Source organism: Pseudoalteromonas sp. XI10 (genome assembly GCF_001469895.1).
GTDB lineage: Bacteria > Pseudomonadota > Gammaproteobacteria > Enterobacterales > Alteromonadaceae > Pseudoalteromonas.
The window spans coordinates 217,560-237,908 of sequence record NZ_LOPY01000040.1; the positions used below are offsets into that span (position 1 = coordinate 217,560).

Consider the following 20,349-nt stretch of genomic DNA (forward strand, 5'->3'; position numbering starts at 1 on the left):
TAGGATAGTCAATAATGCATGGAATTATTTGCAAACTAGTACTTAATAGTGAACTTAGCCGATTTATTTAAGGCATAAAAAAAGCGGCTCTAATGCCGCTTTATTCTCATAACCAATCTTTACTTAACACCAAGTTCGCGTAAGCGCTCTTGTAAGTAGCTGTCTGCTGTGTAGCGCTCAGAAAGCACAACATCAGGACGCGGGTGTAAGAATAGTGGTAACGAAATACGTGATTTCGTTGACGCTTTACCCGTTGGGTTGATCACGCGGTGAATCGTTGATGGGAAGTAACCACCTGACGCTTCTTGTAACATGTCACCAATATTGATGATCAGGTTACCAAAATCACATGGTACGTCTAACCAACCACCATCTGTTTTTTGTACTTGTAAACCTGGCTCATTTGCCGCAGGTAATACAGTTAGTAAGTTGATATCACCATGCGCTGCCGCACGGATTGCACCTGGCTCTTCATCACCTGTCATTGGAGGGTAATGCAGAATACGTAGGAGTGTTTGCTCAGAGTTAGCAATCATATCTTTAAGGTCGATAGAGAACTTAGCACGCACCTCTTCTGGTGCTTCAGCTTGAACCCAGCTTAATAATGTTGCTGCAAACTCATTCGCTAAACGGTAGTACTCACGGATTTCTTCTTCTAGCTGTGCTGGAACACGGCCTTTTGGATAAACGTGGTAGTACTCTTTAATATCTTTAACGGTAAAGCCTTTTGCAACTTCTGACACTGATGGTGGGAAGTAACCATCTTGTGTTTCTTTTGAAAATAAAAACTCGTGCTTTTGCTCAGAATTAAAGAATTCTTGCCAATTTTTGTAAATAGACTCAACTAATGACTGAGGGATTGGGTGATTTTTTAATACACCGAAACCTGTGTTTCTTAGTGACTCAACAAATTGAGCGGCCGCATCGCTCGCTTTATAATCAACGGTAGGTAAATGTTGCATTTGTCTTTTCCAGTGAATAAGGTTCTAGAAGTCTGTGCTAAGCATAGCATTTCTTCATTATAGCGCTTCGCGAGGATAGAGAAACACAGGCAAAAACATAAGGACTTATGTCCGCCCCACCTTGCTTAGCTCCTTAACTTTGATACAGATCAACTAAGCCTTTAAGTAGTATAATATGTACTATTACCTAAACTTTGATATGGTTAATTAGACACATTTCAACGCAAAAGGATCGCTAATGTTCAAAAATCTGCAAATCTTACTTTTCAGTGCGCTGATACTTGTAACCAATCAGGCCATCTGTGCAGAACAAGCCAACTATAAAGTCGAAAATATTAAAGACAACGTATATCGCTTTAGTGCTGGCCATTACCACAGCGCTTTTATGATTGTTGATAACCTTGCCTTAGTGACTGATCCAATTAATAGCGATGCCGCAAAATACTTAAAAAGCTATATCAAGAAAACCTTTAACGCCGAAATCAAATTTATGCTGTACAGCCATAGCCATGTTGACCATGCGATGGGCGGTAATGAGCTAATCGATAACAACACCACGGTCGTTGCTCACCAGTTTGCAGCTGATGACCTTAAATTAAATAAAGTGCCTACAGCCCTACCTGATCTTACATTTACCGATACACTCAAAGTCGATTTAGGTGATAGTTACGTGCAGCTGAAATATTATGGGCCTAATAATGGCCGAGGCAATGTCAGTATGCGCTTTATGCCTGCCAATGTACTTTATGTTGTTGATTGGATTGTGCTTGGCCGCATGCCATATAAAAACCTGATTGGTTACGATATTAACGGCATGCTGCATTCAACCAAAGCGGTGCTAAATGAACCTGCGTTTGCTGCATTTATAGGTGGCCATGCAGATACTGGCAACCGCGATGATGTTGTCTCGTACTTACACTATATTCAAGACTTACACACTGCCGTGCGCGATGGCATGTTAAAAGGTAAAAATCTTGCGACCTTACAAAAAGAAATAAGCTTGCCTCAATACAGCCATTTAAAAATGTACCAGCAATGGCTACCACTGAATATTGAAGGTGTGTATAACAACCTTGTCGAGATGGGCTATTTTAATTTTCGCAGCGACATTGATGCTCAGTTTTAACTGAGCATCAATAGCGAGATAAAAACGCGTTAAGTTCTTTACTCATAAGCGCTACAAGCGCTTTTGGGCCACCATCATACATATCGTTATGGCGCGAATCTTTAAGCTTAATTTGCGTCACGGGGTATACAGCGAGCTCTTGCGGTGTTAGCAATACGTTGTTATCTGCTGGGTAATCACTACCGCGTAGTGTCAGTACAGCAATATTTTTGTTCCTTGGGGTCAGCATACGGCGATGATCAAGGGTGATCAGCTTAGACACCTTAGCGGGATAAATAGCGGCATATAATGCTGCAATATCACCTCCATTTGAGTGACCAAATAAAGTGAGCTGATTAAAGTCATACGCAGGATAACGCTTTGCAAGTTCTACGGCTAAAAACTCAAGGGTTTGTACACCACGGTGCCAGTTTTCCATACGGGTGGTCATGTATGGTGGCTCCGGGTTTAAACTCGGATCACCTTTTAACTCATGAGCAACTTCAACCGTAAAATAACCATGCTGATGAAAGGCCTGCTGGGCAAATTGATAGTCTGTATGTGCCATACCATAGCCTGCCCCAATAAACGCCACGGGGCATTTCTTCTTTATCGTGCATTTGCTATCGGCTGCTGTAATGGTCACCGGAATATCGCGTGCCCGCTCAGTATCAAACAGTGTCTCTGTTTGATTTGCAAAGGCTGTTTGCCCGCTAAGGGTTAAAGCGAGCATTAGCGCCGCCTTTTTAAAATTTAACATACTATAACTACGCTAATTTGAATTCTAAGCTACGTTTAACCATAGGCCATTCACCATCAATGATTGAAAACACCACGGTGTCGCGTACGCATCCATCGGCCATTATTTGGTGATTACGAAGCACCCCATCTTGTTTCGCCCCTAAGCGAGCAATGGCATTGCGCGAAGCCTGATTATGCCAATGGGTACGAAACTCAACAGCAATCACATTAAGTGTTTCAAATGCATAACTCAGCAGCAGTTTTTTACATTCAGTATTAACCCCAGTACGCTGAAAACGCTTGGCATACCAGGTATAGCCAATTTCTAAACGGCGATTTTTGCTGTCGATATTACAAAAGCGAGTTGAGCCTATCACCTCACCGGTGTGTTTATCGATGACAGCAAATGGTATTGCGCGACCAAGTGACTGTTGTTCAAACGCCATATTTAAATAATCGTCAACACGTTCTTCATTGGGCACCGAGGTAAACCAAAGCTCCCAAAGCTTTCCATCTGAAGCTGCGTTTACTAAAGCATCACGGTGCTCAAGCGTTAACGGCACTAATTTAACAAATTGACCTTCTAAGGTAATGGGACTTAAATCCATAACTTTCCTTAACCTTAATTAGCAATAATATTTAATCCACCAGCTCTATATCGAGCCCTGCTAATAAATCCAAAGCAGCGTAACGTTCAAATTTGGCCTTACTGATATTGTTAGCTGTTATATCAATGGCGAAGTGGCTGGCACCAATAAAGTTAGCCTTACTGAGGTTGGTTTGTTGAAACAAGCTGTCACGAAAGTCCGTATCAGTAAAATCAGCTGAAGATAAATCTGCATGTCTAAAATCAACATCTTTGGCAAAACAGCTACGCATTTTTAAAGCTTTTAAACTAAGTTCAAAAAAGCTGCTGTGGCTAAGTTCACAGCCAACAAAACTCACTGGAGAACGGCTGGCGAGTAGCGGCCAATCAACATCAGTAAAACGAACACTGGTTAATTTACACTGTTTAAAGCTTACTTCTTCAAGCGAGGTGTATCTAAGCCCAAGCGCAGCTAAATTACAGTTTTTAAACTCGCACTCTATGAACCGACAGTTTTCAAACTGACTATTGCTAAAGTCACAGTCGATAAATTCACATTGCTCAAATTCGCAATGCGAAAATGTTTGCCCTGCAAGGTTTGCTTCAAAGGTGTGTTCAAAATAAAGCGAATGGCTTGCGATCACGCGGTGGTCTCAATATCTTGTTTAAGCGCAAGTACTGCAATAAAAATAAGACCAAACAATGGAATTAGCGCTAGTAACCCACCAATAACGGCCACCACGATAGGTGTTGAAGTTTTACGCTTACCTAAGTAATAGCTGATAGCGGCAAACACAGGGATTAAAATAACAATTATTTGGCCGATTAAAGTTGCATTGATATTCATACTCTTTCCTTGAAGAACATACTAAATATTTATTTAAACACAAAAAAACCCTAAGGCATACACCTTAGGGTTATTATTCATTAAGTCTTATAATTCAGGTTATTATGAATTATTCAGCGTCTTTCGCTATAACATCAATTGCAAGCTCAGTTAATGCATCTGCATTTGCTTTGCTTGGTGCATCTGTTAATAAACATGATGCTTGAGTTGTTTTAGGGAAAGCAATAACGTCACGAATGTTATCAGTACCGCATAACAGCATAACTAAGCGGTCAAGACCAAACGCAAGACCTGCATGCGGTGGCGTACCGTATTTAAGTGCGTCAAGTAAGAAACCAAACTTGTCTTGTTGCTCTTGCGCTTCGATACCTAAGATTCTGAATGCTGTTTCTTGCATTTCTGCATTGTGAATACGTACCGAACCACCACCAACTTCGTAGCCGTTTAATACCATGTCGTATGCATCTGATAATGCACCAGCTGGGTTTGCTTCAAGCTCTTCAGGAGAAATACCTTTCGGTGCAGTGAATGGGTGGTGAACCGCATGCAATGTACCTTCGTCGTCTTCTTCGAACATAGGGAAGTCAACAACCCATAATGGTTTCCAGCTATCTAGATCAGTAATGCCTAAATCAACACCAATCTTAAGACGTAGCGCACCCATTGCTTCGTTTACAACGTTGCGCTTGTCAGCACCAAATAAAATGATGTCGCCAGATTGTGCGTTAGTACGCTCAAGTAATTGGTTGATCACTTCTTCGTTTAAGAACTTAGCGATTGGTGATTGTACACCTTCAACGCCCGCAGCACGGTCGTTCACTTTCATCCATGCTAGGCCCTTCGCGCCATAGATACCAATGAACTTAGTGTAATCGTCGATTTGTTTACGAGAAAGCTCAGCACCGCCTGGTACAGTTAATACAGCAACACGGCCTTTTTCGTCATTAGCAGGACCAGAGAATACTTTAAATTCAACGTCTTTTACTAAATCAGCAACGTCTACAAGTTGCATTGGGTTACGTAGGTCTGGTTTATCAGAACCATATAAACTCATTGCTTCGCTGTATGGCATTACTGGGAAGTCGCCTAAGTCAACGTCTAATAATGATTGCCACATTTCGCGGATCATTTTCTCAGTCATTGCACGCACTTCATCAGAGCTCATGAATGACGTCTCTAAATCGATTTGTGTGAATTCTGGCTGACGGTCAGCACGTAAGTCTTCGTCACGGAAACATTTAACAATTTGATAGTAACGGTCAAAGCCCGACATCATTAATAATTGTTTAAATAACTGTGGTGACTGAGGTAAAGCGTAGAAGCTACCCTTGTGAACACGGCTAGGTACTAAGTAGTCACGCGCACCTTCTGGCGTTGCTTTTGTTAGTACCGGTGTTTCGATATCTAAGAAACCGTTGTCATCTAAGAAACGACGCACAAAGCTGCTCGCTTTTGCACGAAGTTTGATACGGTCGCTCATTTCAAGACGACGTAAATCTAGGTAACGATATTTTAAGCGGCGCTCTTCAGAGTTTTGCTGATTAAAATCAAGTGGTAATGGCTCTGAACGGTTGATGATAGTTAAGCTTGTGCCTAAAATCTCAACTTCACCTGTTGCCATGTCTTTATTTACTTGGCTATCAGGGCGTGCGCGAACAACACCTTTTAACTGCACACAAAACTCTTGACGTAGTTTATTCGCAGTATCCATTAATCCTTCTACTTCAGGATCAAAAACAACTTGTACTAAACCTTCTCTGTCACGTAAATCGACGAAGATAAGGCCACCAAGGTCACGGCGTTTGTTGATCCAACCACATAGTTCAACTTCTTGATCTACGTGAGATTTATTTAGCTGTCCGCAATATATAGAGCGCATAGTATTCCTGTCAGTTAAAGACTTATAGCCGGCTGCTCTTAAGAGTTCGCTATTTTGAGAGCAAAAGCCACTATACAAAGTAATCATTTAAGGCAGAGCATTATACCCAAACCATCTCAAAATGCGAGTGCCAGCAGTGCCTGTCGGGGGCTAAATATATACCCCGACTTCTGAGCAAACATTTCTTTTGATACACTAGCTAAAGTTTAAATTTATTGGTTGATTTAATGCTGTATTTAGGTTGTCCGCAGTGGTCTAGCACCGCATGGAAAGGAAATTTGCTCTCTAGTCACTGTAAAAGCGCCGACATGCTCAGTGAGTATGCGCAATGCTTTAACTCAGTCGAGGGCAACACCAGTTTTTATGCTGACCCAAGTCACGAGTCATTATTACGCTGGCATGATGCGGTACCCGAAGACTTTAAATTTACTTTTAAGTTTCATCGGCGTTTTAGTCACGAATTACAGCTGACGAATATAAATAGTGAGCTTAATGCGTGGCTAAACTTATTTGAGCCAATTTTTGCTAAAACGGGGCAAATTATGTTGCAGCTACCCCGTGCCTTTGGCCCAGATGCACTGCCACTGCTTGCTAATTTTATTGCACAACTCCCCAAGCAACTTAGTTACGGTGTAGAAGTACGTCACCCCGGCTTTTTTAACAAAGATGATGCTGAAATTCGTTTAAACCAGCTATTAATTGAAAATAATATAGACCGCATCAGTATGGATACCCGCTCTTTATTTGCTGTTCCCGCCGATACCGATGCACTCATTGATGCGCAAAAGAAAAAGCCTTATTTACCTGTGCATGCCATTGCAACAGGAAATCAGCCTATGCTGCGCTTTGTGATTGCCAGTCTTGAACATGAATACAAGTCGTATTACCAGCCATGGCTGAAAAAAGTAAAGCAATGGCTTGATGAAGGAAAATCACCCTATTTGTTTTTTCATACCGCAGATAATCGCCAGTCACCACTGTTAGCAAGACAGTTTTGCCAAGATTTAGGTTACAATCACCCCGTGCTTGCGCCCTTTATAGGTGAACGCGAAGCAAGCCAAAGCAGTTTATTTTAGCGCCCGATTTATCAGAGAAAATATGAAAGATTACAGCCGTTATTTTCAAGGTTACCCGCCTCACATCATTGAGCAAGTGTTACAGCTATTTAATGGCGACAGAGCTGCTAACTACCTAAAGGGCAAATACCCTGATGCCCATAGCATTACCAGCGATAAAGCTTTATACAGTTACGCCACTGAGCTAAAAAAGCGCTACCTTAAAAATGCCCTGCCTTTTGGCCGTGCTGCATTCAAAAAACAAGGCGATATGGTCACAAATGCCTTAGGCACCCATACTTTTCGTATGCAAGGTAAAACCCGAAAACACGATCTTGCCATTAATAGCGACCTGCTTCGCGCACCTGAGCCACTTCTCAAAGCACTCGTCGTACACGAGCTGGCTCATTTTAAAGAAAAAGACCACAACAAAGCCTTCTATCAACTATGCTGCCACATGGAGCCGCAATATCATCAACTAGAATTAGATTTAAGAATATTCAGTGTGTTGGTAGGTGAAGGGAAGAATCCGTATTAAAGCTATCAAAAACATAAAACCTGAGGAAAGAATGTTAAGCTCTTGTTGTTCAAAAACACTAATAACTATCACGCATCTCGATCAGCTAAAAACTGACGGCTGAAAGCTGACAGCTAAGTTTCTGAAACCTCAAACCTTCTTTGCCCTATCAGCTGCCCAGACTCAGTAACCGCTTTAACGACCCATTTTCCTGCGGCATTAGCAGGGAAATTCGTTTTATGGCTCCACGCTCGATAGCCCTCTTTACGACCACCAGAAATATCCAAGGCTATGCGGTCAACTTCTTTTCGATTATGCACCCAAACGTGGAAGATTTTTTCATTTAAACCTCGCGGTGCTTTTACCGCACTAAAACTATATAGACCGTTTTCATGCAAGCTCTGCTCAGTGAGTTCTGTTATTGGCGAAAGCGGTTCACGAGCTTGTTCATCAAGCTGATCCGACATGCTCATATCAGTTAATCGCAGTGCCGCAGGTGGCACAAAGCTACGTAATTGCCAAAGCCCTGCACTTAAAGCACAAAGCAATAACACCAACAGCGGGAAACGCCACCATTTAGCATTGGGCATTAAATTACCAAGACTTGGAATCGTTAAAATAACAGCCGTGATCAGCGCAATTTCAAAACTTTGGCTGGTCGTTAACTTTAATAAAATTGGCAAGGTCACCGACAGCACAACAAATAAAGAAAAGCTATGAAACACACTAAACCAGACACTATGCCTTGCAAGCTTTTTATAATAGAGGGGGTCAACAACAGAAACGAACGCGCAAAGTATAATTAAAGCGGTAAACGCGGCCTGCCCATGGTCCCAGGTTGTCACTGCTAAGAAAAATGGTAAGGCAAAAAACAAACTTTCTTGCTGCACAACTTGCAGCGCAAAACGCATCACGTTAGGCGACACCGCCACACCAAAACGCTCCTCTACTTTATCTCTTAGCCAGTTATCTATTAACAACCACAACCAAGTGACTAATAACAAAATAGAGATAAGTTGCGAAAACGATTCTTTTCGCTCAACAAAGACATAGCTTGCTACACCACTGCAAAAAGCTAACACCGCCATCAACCCCGGCCGCTTCTGCATCATGAAAACAAATTTAGTTATAAAGTTTTTTAAGTAATTCATGAAATCATCAAATCCATTTAAGGCTTTATGAGTAAAGCATAAATTGGATGAATGTAGGCTTTAAAACGAGCTTTAAGTTCAAAGCTTTGAGCTGTAAGTTTTGAGCCAAGACTAGTTACTCAAATGCATCGATTATGAGGATTCGTAAATAACAATTTGGCTCAACCACCAGTTAAGTTCATCGTCAATTTGCCATGCCTCACATGAATTCAGGTGTTTTAAAATTACCTGCTTATCAGACTGACAACTAACTGCTTTTAATACAAGGTTACCATTTTCCCAAAGTGTTGCCCTTGCTATAAGGCCATTGCCCTTAATTTCAATGTATTGAGCTTTAGTTGGCTCACCCAATTGAGCAGAAAGAACCACCTTGAGATTTTCAATTGTCAAAATTTTAGATTTTGAATTTCTCCAATTTTCTAATTCTTGTAGCACTATTTTCCTCAACCTAAGAATGTAAGCAATTGCTACCAAGCACTATTTTTTATACCAAGGTAGCTTACAAGGCCCTTAACCTAATGAGTCAAAGCAAATTTCCGTGTAACTCTCATGTGAAATACCAAGGTTAAATTTTCCATACTCAGCTTGATTAGATTCGCTATCTTCAAGCCAAAGTTGTTTTGCCTCTAACAAATCAGAAATATTATCAATCTCTCGGACTCCATTAAGTACAACATGTAAAGTCTCCGATTGAGTTTGGAATGTCACAAACACTTGAAACTCACTCCCAGAGCGTTTTAACTTCACTTCATTGACAATAACATCTTGGTATATGTGATTAAATTTCAATTCAATTGCCTATTGAGTTATTTCAGTAGATTAATTTATGTATTACACACCAAAACATTAACTTAATGAAAGCTGCAAAACCATATTTCAAACTTAGGGCTTAGTACCCTCAATTGAATTTCAGCGTTGAAATAAACTCAACATAAAACACTAAGTGCTATAGCCCTTTAAAAACAAAAAAAGCGCGGTCTAACCCGCGCCTCTATTTTTATCTGACGGCTGAAAGCTGATGGCTGACAGCTCATGCCGTTGGGTTTCGCTACGCTCTACCCAACCTACGTAAGCTGTTACAAACCAAGCTCTGCCATAAAATCATCATCTGCATCGTCTGCTTGTGATGATGCTTTTTGCTTTTCAGCTTTTTGTTTAGCTTCGTTTTCGATGATGTCATCTGGGTCAACCGCTTCTGAAATATCAAAGTCATGTAGTTTGATAAATTCAGTTTTATCCATCGCAAGCTCTAGATAGAAGATATTTTGCTTCGCAGTAGTGAATGTCACACGGCGTGCTTGTGGCCTATCCATGGTAGTATCAACAGAAATTTGCACCTGTTTATTAATCGCCATCATCTTAGGTTGGTTTTGCGTGATAGAAGTATGCAGCTGGTCGCGTACTTTTGACGTAAAGTCACCAACGATTTGGTTCATCAGCTCGCCGAGTACGTTTGCCACATCATCTGATAAATGGCTTTGTGCAATTTCGTCCTCAGGCATACCCATGTTACGCATATAGTCATGGTAAATTTCCATGGCTGCTTGCGCTGTGAAGTTTGTTACCACAAGACCGGTAAAGCCACCATCGAACAATACAAAACAGCCAATATCTGGGCGCATACAGGTGCGGGTGATTTTTTGAACCATAGCAGAATAACTAATACTGTTACCGCTTGCTGAAGACAGAACTCCAGTCACTGAATGACACAGAGTTGATAAGATATCTTCTGTACTGATCACTTTGCTTTTTGTCATTAAACTTCTCTTTTTTGTACTTGTTATTGATAATTCTAGCCAAGCTACTGAATTTATCACTGACTATCCAGTTAAAAATGCTAAAATAGCGGTATTATTTTTTAAAGAGACTGTTCAAGTGACGCAAAAAGACAGTATTTATGCCACTGAGCAAGCGGTTAAAGACTTTAGCTTTGACCAACATGTAGTAGAAGTTTTCCCTGATATGATCCAGCGCTCGGTGCCAGGTTATGCAACTATTGTTAGCACCATGGGGAAGCTGGCTGGTGAGTACGCGCAAAGCAATTCAAACCTATACGACTTAGGCTGTTCTCTTGGTGCTGTAACGTTAAGTATGCGCCGTAATATTCGCACTGATAACTGTAATATCATTGCTGTTGATAATTCAGAAGCGATGGTTGAGCGCTGTAAATTACATTTACAAGGTTTTCGCTCTGAAGTACCAGTCACAGTTACACTAGGTGATATCAACGATTTAGCTATCGAGAATGCCTCTGTGGTCGCGATGAACTTTACACTACAGTTTATTCCACCTGAAAAGCGCCAAGCAGTGCTTGAAAAGATTTACGCAAATTTAAAACCAGGCGGTGTTTTGCTGCTGAGCGAAAAAATTAGAGGTGAAAATGAGCAATGCGATAATTTGCTCATTGATTTACACCATGATTTTAAACGTCACAACGGCTATTCGGAGCTTGAGATCAGCCAAAAGCGCACGGCTATCGAAAATGTCATGCGCCCTGATCATTTATCTACCCACTTAAACCGATTAAGTGAAATTGGTTTTAGCCAAACGCAAGTGTGGTATCAATGTTTTAACTTCTGCTCGATGATTGCAATCAAGTAATCATCACAACGATATAAAGAGTATTTCATGTCTCAATGGTTTAACCAATTTTACGCTGCTATCGCACAAAGCCCGCTCAGCCACTGGCTCGAAACTTTGCCTGGTCACTTAAAACACTGGGAACTAGAAGCCAGCCACGGTGATTTACCGAAATGGCAAAAAGTGCTGAAAAACTTACCTGAGGTAAGCACAAACCATGTGAATCTTCAGGATAAAGTACAAATTGGCACCGGTGATGAGCTATCTGAAGGTCAGCAAAAACAGTTAACGCATTTATTAAAGCGCATGATGCCATGGCGTAAAGGGCCATTTAGCTTACACGGTATCGAAATTGATACTGAGTGGCGCAGTGATTGGAAATGGGATCGTTTACTGCCTCATATCGAACCGTTAAAAGGCCGCACTGTGCTTGATATTGGCTGTGGCTCAGGTTATCACTTGTGGCGCATGCGCGGTGAAGGCGCTAATTTTGTAGTGGGCATTGATCCATCCGATTTGTTCTTATGCCAATTCCAAGCGATAAAGCATTATCACCAAGATGAAAACGTGCATTTATTGCCGTTAGGTGTTGAAGCTCTGCCAGAGCTAAAGGCATTCGATACGGTATTTTCAATGGGTGTTTTATATCATCGTCGTTCACCTATCGACTTTTTAGCGCAATTAAAAGCACAGCTTCGCCCTGGTGGTGAGTTAGTCCTTGAAACACTGGTTGTTGAAGGTGATGAGCACACAGTTTTAGTGCCAACTGACCGCTATGCGAAAATGCGTAATGTATGGTTTATCCCAAGCACCGCGGCATTAAAACTATGGATGGAGCGCGTTGGTTTTAAAGATGTACAAGTTAAAGACTGCGCAATCACAACGCTTGAAGAACAACGCAAAACCCAGTGGATGGAAAACGAATCATTAGTCGACTTTTTAGACCCAAATGACACCAGCAAAACCATTGAAGGTTACCCTGCCCCTCTTCGCGCTATTTTAACCGCGAAAGCTTAACAAATAGTGAGAAGTTTCGAGTTTCAAGGTTAAAAGTTCATTTGCCTGATACTTTTACCTTGTAACTTGAAAACAAAAAACCGGACAACTGTCCTTGTCAAGTCGGTTAAAGTGATTTTTCAACTAGCCGCGCCAGTGCAATTGTTGTAAAATACGCGCGTTTCTAAGCAACCCACATGCAACTTTTTTGAGGAAAACCTGTGAGCGAACAAAAACAGTCTCTTAGCTATAAAGACGCGGGCGTAGATATCGATGCCGGTAATGCACTTGTTGAGCGTATTAAAGGCGTAGTTAAAAAAACCAGACGTCCTGAAGTAATGGGCGGTATCGGTGGTTTTGGCGCACTTTGCGAACTACCAACTGGCTATAAAGAGCCTGTACTGGTTGCTGGCACAGACGGTGTTGGTACAAAACTACGTTTAGCAATCGATCTTAAAAAGCACGACACAGTGGGTATCGACCTTGTTGCTATGTGTGTAAACGACCTTATTGTACAAGGTGCTGAGCCACTATTTTTCCTTGATTACTATGCAACTGGTAAATTAGACGTAGATACTGCGGCTGATGTTGTAACAGGTATTGGTAAAGGCTGTGAGCTTTCTGGCTGCGCTTTAATCGGTGGTGAAACTGCTGAAATGCCAGGTATGTACGACGGCGAAGACTACGACATGGCTGGTTTCTGTACTGGTGTTGTAGAAAAATCAAAAATTATCGACGGTACTAAAGTTGCTGCAGGCGACCAATTAATCGCCCTTGCATCAAGTGGTCCTCACTCAAACGGCTTCTCATTAATTCGTAAAGTTCTTGAAGTATCTGGCGCAGACACAAACGCTGAGCTTGAAGGCAAAACACTAGGCGATCACCTTTTAGAGCCAACACGCATCTACGTTAAACAACTACTTGAGCTATTCAAGCAGGTTGACGTTCACGCGTTATCGCACATCACGGGTGGTGGTTTCTGGGAAAACATCCCGCGCGTACTTCCTGAATCTGCAAAAGCAGTTATCAAAGGTGACAGCTGGGAATGGCCTGTAGTTTTCAACTGGTTACAAGAAAACGGCAACATCACAACACACGAAATGTACCGTACATTTAACTGTGGTGTAGGCATGGTTTTAGTTGTTCCAGCTGACAAACTTGAGCAAAGCTTAACAATCCTTAAAGATCTTGGCGAAAATGCATGGCATATCGGTGAGATCCAAGATGCGAAAGCAGGCGAAGAGCAAGTAGAAATTTTAGGTGGTCGTGACTAATGACCGCTTGTCGTCTTGTTGTATTAATTTCTGGTAGCGGTTCAAACCTTCAAGCCATCATCGACGCGTGTGCGCGTGGTGAGATAAAGGCCGAAATCGCCGCTGTAATTAGTAATAAAGCCGACGCCTATGGCCTTGAGCGAGCAAAAAATGCAGGTATACAAACACGTGTACTAAGCCATAAAGATTTTGACTCGCGCGAGGCCTATGATGCTGAGTTAATGGACATTATTGACAATTTTGAACCAAATCTAGTTGTATTAGCTGGTTTTATGCGTATTCTTACACCTAGCTTAGTGCAAAAGTTTAAGGGAAAAATGTTGAACATTCACCCTTCTTTGTTGCCTAAGTACCAAGGGCTGAATACCCACCAACGAGCGATAGATGCAAAAGATGACGTTCATGGTGTTAGTGTTCACTTTGTCACAGAAGAGCTAGACGGCGGTCCCGTTGTTCTTCAAGCCAAAGTTCCGGTACTCGAAAACGATACCGCAGAGACACTCGCACAACGTGTTCATCAGCAAGAACATATAATCTATCCATTGGTGGTCAAGTGGTTCAGTGAACAACGACTCAAGATGGAAGCAGATTATGCAGTTTTTGACGAAAAGAAACTTCCTGCACACGGCGCGCACTACCCAGAATAAAAATCTAAGTGCCCTACTCGCTTGTGTGGGCACTTTATTACTTCCTACCAGTGTTTTAGCTGGCGACCTCACTCAATATGAAGCCAAATACGATGTACTTCGTAAAGGCGAAACCCATGGTAAAGCAGTACGCGAGCTGAAGAAAGCCGCTGACGGTAACTACGTGATCACTTATCACAGTGAAATCGAATGGATGATTTTTTCGGACTCACGAAAAGAAACATCCATGTTTACTTATCACGATAAGAAAATTTCTCCAATGAGTTACACCATGGAGCGCTCAGGCACAGGGCCTGATAAAGAATACAGCTTGAAATTTGATGCAACGCAAAAACAAGTTCAAAGCAGCCAAAGTAAATATCCTCTTAAAATTGATTGGTCAGATGAATTTCAAGACTCACTGTCTTATCAAGTGCAAGTTCGCGAAGAGCTAAAACAAGGCAAAACGCAATTATCTTATCCACTGGTTGATAAAAAAGGTAATTTACGTAACTACAACTTTGAAGTTGTCGGCACAGAAATGATTTCACTGCCAATTGGTAATGTAGAAGCGATTAAAGTAAAACGTTTATACGATAACGACAAGCGTCAAGCACTCGCTTGGTTTGCCCCAGAAATGGACTACATGCTAGTTCGTATGTGGAAAGGTGAAAAAGGCGTAGAGCAATTTGAAGTGCAACTTAATTCATTTACCGTGACCACGCCAGTCGCCGTAACAAATAATGAAGTGAGTAATGAAGCGCCTGAGTAGCGCTTCATCTTTTATTTAAATTTTTTCGCCCATTTTAAACAGTGCAAACTCACCTGGCTCCATTTTCTGCCAGCGTTCATCATTGGTGAGTGGCCTTGTTGCAATCACAGTAACCACATCGTTCGGTGTGGTTTCTTTTTGAAAATCAACCACCATATCAGCATCAATTAATGTCGCTTTGCCAAACGGCGCACGGCGTGTGATCCAATGAAGATTATTGGTGCAATAAGCTAAAACGAAAACACCATCGGTAAGTAGCATATTAAATACGCCTTTTTCACGCAGTGTGTGAGCAAGCTTGGCAGCATAGCGAAATACAGACGCCATATTTGATGGGCGCTTAGGGTATTTTTCGCGAATTTTATCGAGCAGCCAGCAAAACGCCAATTCACTATCTGTATTCCCCACAGGTCGATAGTAATCTGGTTTTAAATCATGATAATTCGATAATTGCCCATTGTGGGCATACGTAATCTCTCGTCCCCATAACTCACGAGTAAATGGGTGAGTGTTCTCAAGACAGACACGACCACGATTACCTTGGCGAATATGGCTTATCACCGAAATACTTTTTATTGGGTAAGCTTTTACGAGTTTGGCAATTTCTGACTGGCAACTTGGCTCAGGATCTTTAAATGTACGACAGCCTTTACCTTCATAAAAAGTGATGCCCCAGCCATCTTTATGTGGGCCAGTATTACCACCGCGCTCTAATAATCCTGAAAAACTGAAACAAATATCTGTTGGTACATTGGCCGACATGCCAAGCAACTCACACATAGAACTCTTAACCTATAAAACTAATCGAAGGAAGGCATGATGGGCTGATCCCTGCCTGCGCTCATTGTTAAACATACCGCTAAGGATGGCAACTGCTATGCTGAGATTTTCAGAACTATCTGAGCAATTCGCAACTAATCGCAAGAATAACGGCACTGATTATAAGTAATTACTCAACAATCCCTCATCTGCTGTAAATGTTTTTGCACTGATAGCCATTTTTAAAATAATAAAACTCACCAAACAAGCCGTTTTAATCCTTGTTCCCCTCTTGATAATTCGCTTTTCTAGCGCTACTCTAAAAGAGGTGGTCTGACCTCTATTAAGGAATAATCAATGACTCTCATATTTTTACTTGGTTTACTCGTGCTGCTTAGTATTGCGAGTTACCACAGAGCAAGCTGGAATACCTGCTTAGGTATTGCCGTTGCGACTTTACTTGTTGGCACATTTGCTGGCGCGTTTGGCGCAATTAGTTGGCTACTATTCTTACTTATCGCTGTGCCACTTTCTGTGACTGGCGTTCGTCAACAATACATCATTAAACCTATCTTCGCTGCTTTCAAAAAAGTAACCCCGACTATGTCGGATACTGAAAAATCAGCAATCGATGCCGGTACTACGTGGTGGGAAGCGGATCTGTTTTGTGGTCGTCCTGACTGGAACAAATTGCACCAATACCCAGCACCTAAACTGACTATCGAAGAGCAAGCGTTTATTGATGGTCCAGTTGAAGAAGTGTGTAGTATGCTAGATGACTGGCACGCAACTCACGAACTAACTGATTTACCGCAAGATGTTTGGCAATATCTAAAAGATAATAAATTCTTTGCCATGATCATCAAAAAAGAATTCGGCGGTTTAGAGTTTTCTGCTTATGCACAATCATGTGTACTGCAAAAGCTAACCAGTAAATCAACGTTACTTTCTTCTATCGTAGGTGTACCTAACTCATTAGGTCCGGGCGAATTACTTCAGCACTATGGTACTAAAGAGCAAAAAGATCATTACTTACCACGCTTAGCAAGTGGTCAAGAGATTCCATGTTTTGCTTTAACATCACCAGAAGCTGGTTCTGACGCAAGTGCAATTCCTGATTACGGTGTTGTTTGTAAAGGTCAATGGAACGGCGAAGAAGTTGTTGGTATTAGCCTAACATGGAACAAGCGTTACATTACTCTTGCTCCAGTTGCGACTGTACTTGGTCTTGCATTTAAACTACAAGATCCCGACGGTTTACTAGGTGATGACAAAGAACCTGGTATTACCTGTGCGCTGATCCCAACAGATACTCCTGGAGTAGAAATTGGCCGTCGTCACTTCCCGCTAAACGTTCCATTCCAAAATGGTCCTACTCGCGGTAAAGACATCTTCGTACCACTTGATTACATCATTGGTGGCCCGAAAATGGCCGGCCAAGGCTGGCGTATGCTGGTTGAATGTTTATCTGTTGGTCGTGCAATCACATTGCCGTCTAACTCAACAGGTGGCATTAAAACAATTGCGCTTGCAACAGGCTCTTACAGCCGTATTCGCCGTCAATTCCGTTTACCAATTGGTCAAATGGAAGGTGTTGAAGAATCAATGGCAAAACTTGCAGGTTACGCATATAGCTCTGATGCTGCTGTTAGCATGTCTACAGGGGCTGTTGACCTTGGTGAAAAACCATCGGTTGTATCTGCGATTATCAAATACCACTTAACTGAGCAAATGCGTGAAGCGACTATTCACGGCATGGATGTTCATGGTGGTAAAGGCATCATGCTTGGTCCAAACAACTACTTAGGTCGCGGTTACCAAGGTGCGCCAATTGCAATTACCGTTGAAGGTGCAAATATCTTAACGCGTAATATGATCATTTATGGTCAAGGTGCAATTCGTTGTCATCCATTCGTGTTAACTGAGCTAGGTGCTTGTGCAATTGAAGACCGTGAAGAAGCGCTTGCAGTATTCGATAAAGCGTTAATGGGTCACGTTGGCTTTACTATTTCGAACCTTGTTCGTACTAAGTGGTTAGCATTAACCAATGCTCGTTTCACAAGTACGCCGTACAAAGACGAGACCGCTGAGTTTTATCGTGTTGCGTCACGCTTCAGTGCATCATTAGCATTAATGTCAGATATCAGCATGGCGGTATTTGGTGGTTCATTAAAACGTAAAGAACGTATCTCTGCACGTTTAGGTGACTTACTAAGCTACTTATACCTTGTATCTGCAACACTTAAACGTTACAACGACGAAGGCCGTAAAAAAGAAGATTTTGCGCTTGTTCAATGGAGCTGCCAAGATCACCTTTACCACTGCCAACGTGCACTCGCTGACTTAATCAATAACATGCCATCTGCACCACTACGTGCGATGCTAAAAATCATGTTATTCCCATTCGGTCGTCCAGTACGTAAGCCTACTGATAAGCTTGAGCACAAACTTGCTCACTTATTACAAGTACCAAGCGAAACTCGTAACCGTTTAGCTAACTACATTTACCTTAAAAACGAGCCACTTAACCTTGTTGGTCGTCAAGAGCAAACGCTTAAAGACATTCTTGAAGTTGAGCCTCTGTTTGACAAGGTATGCCGTGAAAAAGGCGTAAAACTGCCTTTCTTCCAGCTTGATAAAGTAGCGCAAATGGGCCTAGAAGCAGGCATTTTAAGCCAAGCTGAAGCCGACAAACTAGCTGCAGTTGAAAAAGCCCGTCTTGACGTTATTAACGTTGACGACTTTGACCCAGCAGACTTAGTTGCAGGTAATGTTGCCCGCGGCGAGAGCGATAAAAAAGCAGACGCCGCTTAAGCTAGCAAAACAATTCCAATTGTTATGAAAAACCAAACCAGCGCAAATTGCGCTGGTTTTTTTTGCGCTAAATATTGCTGCAATACACACCATACTGCCCCTATGGGGATGTAAATCGAGTTAGTGCCAATCATGCTTATAACTACAATTAAAGCCACAGCAAAAAATATAAGGCTCGGTAAAAAATGGCTTATATAAAACGGCTTATCTTGGTTATTGCTTTGAAAGAACAGCCGATATTTTTTAAAAACAGCCAAGCAATCGAACTGCAGCGAGCTTGTTAGCAACACGCATACTGAAAAAGCCACAACTTGTATCAAGTCACTAAAGTCATTACGCACTGCAATTAGCTGTAATAAAGCGAGCAAGCATGCTAACAATACTGAGCCACGCCATATTAAGCTCCAACTGTGCTGTATAAAGTAACTAAGCCAAAATAAAGCAAGCGAGTGTACTTTTAGCTTATGACTTATTCTTACTGGTGGGAGTAAAATCGAACAGCCGAAAATAGCAACAAAACATAGATAATATTGTAGCGGAGATAAACTAACAGGCAGTAATACCAAGACAGAACTGAGCAATAAACTATAAAAAAGTGCACGCGGCCTATAAAGAACAAATACTCCACATAGCCACTGCAACAACATAAACACCATAAAATGAGGTACTTGTAGCCACTGCTTTAACGATAGATCTATTGCGATTAATAAACTGGCAATGAGCCAAGCATTACTTAAAAGTAGTAACTTGCAGTCAGCACATACTCGCCAAGAGGATTTATAAAGGCTTCGCTGAAACGCCCTATTTTGGGAATTTTTAATAGCTGATGCCATGGCCCATAACATTACCGATTCAAGTAAAAGATAAACCACTGCTATTTTTGCACCGTAAGCGGGTTCTGTATGGCTATCGACTATTTTTCCAAGACCTAAAAACAAAAGTAAAACCATACCAAGAAATGCAGGGCCTAGCACCAGTGCGAGCAGCAAACTAAAACTCTTTAACTGAGATAGCATGCTTTTGAGAGTGGTCGTATATGCTAGGTATCTATAAGAAAGGAATGACACGTAGCTAGCAAGAGATTCAATCATAATGTTGTGCACTCAAAACCATGCTGTATAAACACCTCAGGTTCGTGGCTTGTAATGATGACTTGCCCATTAGGTTTATCATCTAAGTAGCCATCAAGTAAGGTCAGCAAAAATTGAATACTTGTTTGATCAAGTGCTGCACTCGGTTCATCTAATAGCAAAAATGGAGCTTGCTTTAAAAAAGCAGTGATAAGCTGGCATTTCTTTTGGTTTCCACTCGACAAAGCACTAAAACAAGTATTAAGGTGCTCTGTAAAGTTAAATCCAGTAATGAGTTGCTCCGGCATGTCTTTCTTTAACGCCTTGCAACTAAGTTCAATAATTTGCCGGGCAGTTAAAAAATCCGGCAGAGCAATACGATCGCTAGCAATTGAAACATCACTTTGCGGCGATTTTAGTGCTTCATTATTATATAAAACCTGCCCTGACTGCGGCTTTTCAAGGCCAACTAGCATCATCAGTAATGTTGTTTTTCCTTTGCCATTCGCTGCCTGTAAACAAACTCGTTTACTTTGTAATAGCTTACTGTAGTTTTCAAAAACGTGGGCTGAAGCAAAGCGCTTATTGAGGTTGTTAATTTCAATCATGTTTATT

22 protein-coding genes are annotated in these 20,349 nt (G+C 41.6%); 9 read left to right on the top strand and 13 right to left on the bottom strand.

Annotation, left to right across the window (positions count from 1 at the left end; genetic code table 11):
- Positions 1 to 119: 119 nt before the first annotated feature.
- Positions 120 to 962, bottom strand: coding sequence for an isopenicillin N synthase family dioxygenase (locus AUR67_RS10700; protein ID WP_054551580.1), 843 nt, complete (start codon positions 960 to 962; stop codon positions 120 to 122).
- A 238-nt stretch (positions 963 to 1,200) separates the two neighbouring features.
- Between AUR67_RS10700 and AUR67_RS10705 the strand changes: the two genes are divergently transcribed.
- Positions 1,201 to 2,088, top strand: a complete 888-nt coding sequence (locus tag AUR67_RS10705; RefSeq protein WP_235591823.1) for an MBL fold metallo-hydrolase — start codon at positions 1,201 to 1,203, stop codon at positions 2,086 to 2,088.
- A gap of 7 nt (positions 2,089 to 2,095) precedes the next feature.
- Here the strand turns inward: AUR67_RS10705 and AUR67_RS10710 are convergent, their stop codons facing one another.
- From AUR67_RS10710 to aspS, 5 genes are all read right to left on the bottom strand, one after another.
- Positions 2,096 to 2,800 (bottom strand): alpha/beta hydrolase, encoded by a 705-nt coding sequence (locus AUR67_RS10710; RefSeq protein WP_414858334.1) that lies wholly within the window; start codon positions 2,798 to 2,800, stop codon positions 2,096 to 2,098.
- Positions 2,801 to 2,834: 34 nt separating this feature from the next.
- Positions 2,835 to 3,416, bottom strand: a complete 582-nt coding sequence (locus tag AUR67_RS10715) for a GNAT family N-acetyltransferase (RefSeq protein WP_058585268.1) — start codon at positions 3,414 to 3,416, stop codon at positions 2,835 to 2,837.
- Positions 3,417 to 3,447: 31 nt separating this feature from the next.
- Positions 3,448 to 4,038 carry a pentapeptide repeat-containing protein gene (locus AUR67_RS10720; RefSeq protein WP_235591824.1) on the bottom strand — a complete coding sequence of 197 codons (591 nt, stop codon included), beginning with the start codon at positions 4,036 to 4,038 and terminating at the stop codon, positions 3,448 to 3,450.
- The gene (locus AUR67_RS10725) at positions 4,035 to 4,241 is read right to left on the bottom strand and encodes a hypothetical protein (RefSeq protein WP_058585269.1); all 207 of its coding nucleotides are present in this window, start codon (positions 4,239 to 4,241) and stop codon (positions 4,035 to 4,037) included. Before AUR67_RS10725 ends, AUR67_RS10720 begins: the two co-directional genes overlap by 4 nt.
- A gap of 109 nt (positions 4,242 to 4,350) precedes the next feature.
- On the bottom strand, positions 4,351 to 6,120 hold the full coding sequence (gene aspS / locus AUR67_RS10730) for an aspartate--tRNA ligase (RefSeq protein ID WP_058585270.1): 1,770 nt from the start codon (positions 6,118 to 6,120) through the stop codon (positions 4,351 to 4,353).
- Between the two features lie 227 nt (positions 6,121 to 6,347).
- On the opposite strand from aspS, the gene AUR67_RS10735 reads away from it, so the two are divergent.
- Positions 6,348 to 7,196, top strand: coding sequence for a DUF72 domain-containing protein (locus tag AUR67_RS10735; RefSeq protein ID WP_058585271.1), 849 nt, complete (start codon positions 6,348 to 6,350; stop codon positions 7,194 to 7,196).
- A gap of 22 nt (positions 7,197 to 7,218) precedes the next feature.
- On the top strand, positions 7,219 to 7,713 hold the full coding sequence (locus AUR67_RS10740) for a M48 family metallopeptidase (protein ID WP_054561768.1): 495 nt from the start codon (positions 7,219 to 7,221) through the stop codon (positions 7,711 to 7,713).
- A gap of 113 nt (positions 7,714 to 7,826) precedes the next feature.
- On the opposite strand, the gene AUR67_RS10745 is transcribed toward AUR67_RS10740, so the two are convergent.
- The 4 genes from AUR67_RS10745 to AUR67_RS10760 form a co-directional block, all read right to left on the bottom strand.
- Positions 7,827 to 8,843, bottom strand: a complete 1,017-nt coding sequence (locus AUR67_RS10745; protein ID WP_058585272.1) for a DUF5924 family protein — start codon at positions 8,841 to 8,843, stop codon at positions 7,827 to 7,829.
- A 132-nt stretch (positions 8,844 to 8,975) separates the two neighbouring features.
- Positions 8,976 to 9,278, bottom strand: a complete 303-nt coding sequence (locus tag AUR67_RS10750; RefSeq protein WP_058585273.1) for a hypothetical protein — start codon at positions 9,276 to 9,278, stop codon at positions 8,976 to 8,978.
- Between the two features lie 75 nt (positions 9,279 to 9,353).
- Entirely contained in the window at positions 9,354 to 9,632 is a 279-nt protein-coding gene (locus AUR67_RS10755) for a hypothetical protein (protein WP_058585274.1), read from the bottom strand.
- Positions 9,633 to 9,919: 287 nt separating this feature from the next.
- A complete protein-coding gene (locus tag AUR67_RS10760) occupies positions 9,920 to 10,600 on the bottom strand; it encodes a DUF3334 family protein (protein ID WP_054561772.1) in 681 nt (226 codons plus the stop codon).
- A gap of 118 nt (positions 10,601 to 10,718) precedes the next feature.
- On the opposite strand from AUR67_RS10760, the gene cmoA reads away from it, so the two are divergent.
- From cmoA to AUR67_RS10785, 5 genes are all read left to right on the top strand, one after another.
- On the top strand, positions 10,719 to 11,444 hold the full coding sequence (cmoA, locus tag AUR67_RS10765; protein ID WP_058585302.1) for a carboxy-S-adenosyl-L-methionine synthase CmoA: 726 nt from the start codon (positions 10,719 to 10,721) through the stop codon (positions 11,442 to 11,444).
- Between the two features lie 27 nt (positions 11,445 to 11,471).
- Positions 11,472 to 12,440, top strand: a complete 969-nt coding sequence (cmoB, locus tag AUR67_RS10770) for a tRNA 5-methoxyuridine(34)/uridine 5-oxyacetic acid(34) synthase CmoB (RefSeq protein WP_058585275.1) — start codon at positions 11,472 to 11,474, stop codon at positions 12,438 to 12,440.
- A 200-nt stretch (positions 12,441 to 12,640) separates the two neighbouring features.
- Positions 12,641 to 13,693 (top strand): phosphoribosylformylglycinamidine cyclo-ligase, encoded by a 1,053-nt coding sequence (gene purM / locus AUR67_RS10775; protein WP_058585276.1) that lies wholly within the window; start codon positions 12,641 to 12,643, stop codon positions 13,691 to 13,693.
- Positions 13,693 to 14,340: a phosphoribosylglycinamide formyltransferase gene (gene purN / locus AUR67_RS10780; protein WP_058585277.1), complete on the top strand. Its 648-nt coding sequence runs from the start codon at positions 13,693 to 13,695 to the stop codon at positions 14,338 to 14,340. Before purM ends, purN begins: the two co-directional genes overlap by 1 nt.
- Positions 14,294 to 15,091: a DUF3108 domain-containing protein gene (locus tag AUR67_RS10785; protein ID WP_414858336.1), complete on the top strand. Its 798-nt coding sequence runs from the start codon at positions 14,294 to 14,296 to the stop codon at positions 15,089 to 15,091. Before purN ends, AUR67_RS10785 begins: the two co-directional genes overlap by 47 nt.
- A gap of 15 nt (positions 15,092 to 15,106) precedes the next feature.
- Here the strand turns inward: AUR67_RS10785 and AUR67_RS10790 are convergent, their stop codons facing one another.
- Complete coding sequence (locus AUR67_RS10790) at positions 15,107 to 15,871, bottom strand: class II glutamine amidotransferase (protein ID WP_054561775.1); 765 nt, start codon at positions 15,869 to 15,871, stop codon at positions 15,107 to 15,109.
- A 336-nt stretch (positions 15,872 to 16,207) separates the two neighbouring features.
- Here AUR67_RS10790 and fadE point away from each other — a divergent pair, with 336 nt between their 5' ends.
- Positions 16,208 to 18,664 (top strand): acyl-CoA dehydrogenase FadE, encoded by a 2,457-nt coding sequence (fadE, locus tag AUR67_RS10795; RefSeq protein ID WP_054551597.1) that lies wholly within the window; start codon positions 16,208 to 16,210, stop codon positions 18,662 to 18,664.
- Here fadE and AUR67_RS10800 read toward each other — a convergent pair.
- The gene (locus AUR67_RS10800; RefSeq protein WP_058585279.1) at positions 18,661 to 19,755 is read right to left on the bottom strand and encodes a DUF6136 family protein; all 1,095 of its coding nucleotides are present in this window, start codon (positions 19,753 to 19,755) and stop codon (positions 18,661 to 18,663) included. The genes fadE and AUR67_RS10800 overlap by 4 nt on opposite strands.
- Positions 19,752 to 20,342 carry an ATP-binding cassette domain-containing protein gene (locus AUR67_RS10805; RefSeq protein ID WP_058585280.1) on the bottom strand — a complete coding sequence of 197 codons (591 nt, stop codon included), beginning with the start codon at positions 20,340 to 20,342 and terminating at the stop codon, positions 19,752 to 19,754. The genes AUR67_RS10800 and AUR67_RS10805 overlap by 4 nt, the downstream gene beginning before the upstream one ends.
- Positions 20,343 to 20,349: the final 7 nt, after the last annotated feature.

Bases quoted from the DNA above. Each gene is read 5' to 3' on its own strand.
- AUR67_RS10700 (WP_054551580.1), bottom strand. From the start codon at position 962: ATGCAACATTTACCTACCGTTGATTATAAAGCGAGCGATGCGGCCGCT.
- AUR67_RS10705 (WP_235591823.1), top strand. From the start codon at position 1,201: ATGTTCAAAAATCTGCAAATCTTACTTTTCAGTGCGCTGATACTTGTA.
- AUR67_RS10710 (WP_414858334.1), bottom strand. From the start codon at position 2,800: ATGCTCGCTTTAACCCTTAGCGGGCAAACAGCCTTTGCAAATCAAACA.
- AUR67_RS10715 (WP_058585268.1), bottom strand. From the start codon at position 3,416: ATGGATTTAAGTCCCATTACCTTAGAAGGTCAATTTGTTAAATTAGTG.
- AUR67_RS10725 (WP_058585269.1), bottom strand. From the start codon at position 4,241: ATGAATATCAATGCAACTTTAATCGGCCAAATAATTGTTATTTTAATC.
- aspS (WP_058585270.1), bottom strand. From the start codon at position 6,120: ATGCGCTCTATATATTGCGGACAGCTAAATAAATCTCACGTAGATCAA.
- AUR67_RS10735 (WP_058585271.1), top strand. From the start codon at position 6,348: ATGCTGTATTTAGGTTGTCCGCAGTGGTCTAGCACCGCATGGAAAGGA.
- AUR67_RS10740 (WP_054561768.1), top strand. From the start codon at position 7,219: ATGAAAGATTACAGCCGTTATTTTCAAGGTTACCCGCCTCACATCATT.
- AUR67_RS10745 (WP_058585272.1), bottom strand. From the start codon at position 8,843: ATGAATTACTTAAAAAACTTTATAACTAAATTTGTTTTCATGATGCAG.
- AUR67_RS10760 (WP_054561772.1), bottom strand. From the start codon at position 10,600: ATGACAAAAAGCAAAGTGATCAGTACAGAAGATATCTTATCAACTCTG.
- cmoB (WP_058585275.1), top strand. From the start codon at position 11,472: ATGTCTCAATGGTTTAACCAATTTTACGCTGCTATCGCACAAAGCCCG.
- purN (WP_058585277.1), top strand. From the start codon at position 13,693: ATGACCGCTTGTCGTCTTGTTGTATTAATTTCTGGTAGCGGTTCAAAC.
- AUR67_RS10790 (WP_054561775.1), bottom strand. From the start codon at position 15,871: ATGTGTGAGTTGCTTGGCATGTCGGCCAATGTACCAACAGATATTTGT.
- fadE (WP_054551597.1), top strand. From the start codon at position 16,208: ATGACTCTCATATTTTTACTTGGTTTACTCGTGCTGCTTAGTATTGCG.
- AUR67_RS10800 (WP_058585279.1), bottom strand. From the start codon at position 19,755: ATGATTGAATCTCTTGCTAGCTACGTGTCATTCCTTTCTTATAGATAC.
- AUR67_RS10805 (WP_058585280.1), bottom strand. From the start codon at position 20,342: ATGATTGAAATTAACAACCTCAATAAGCGCTTTGCTTCAGCCCACGTT.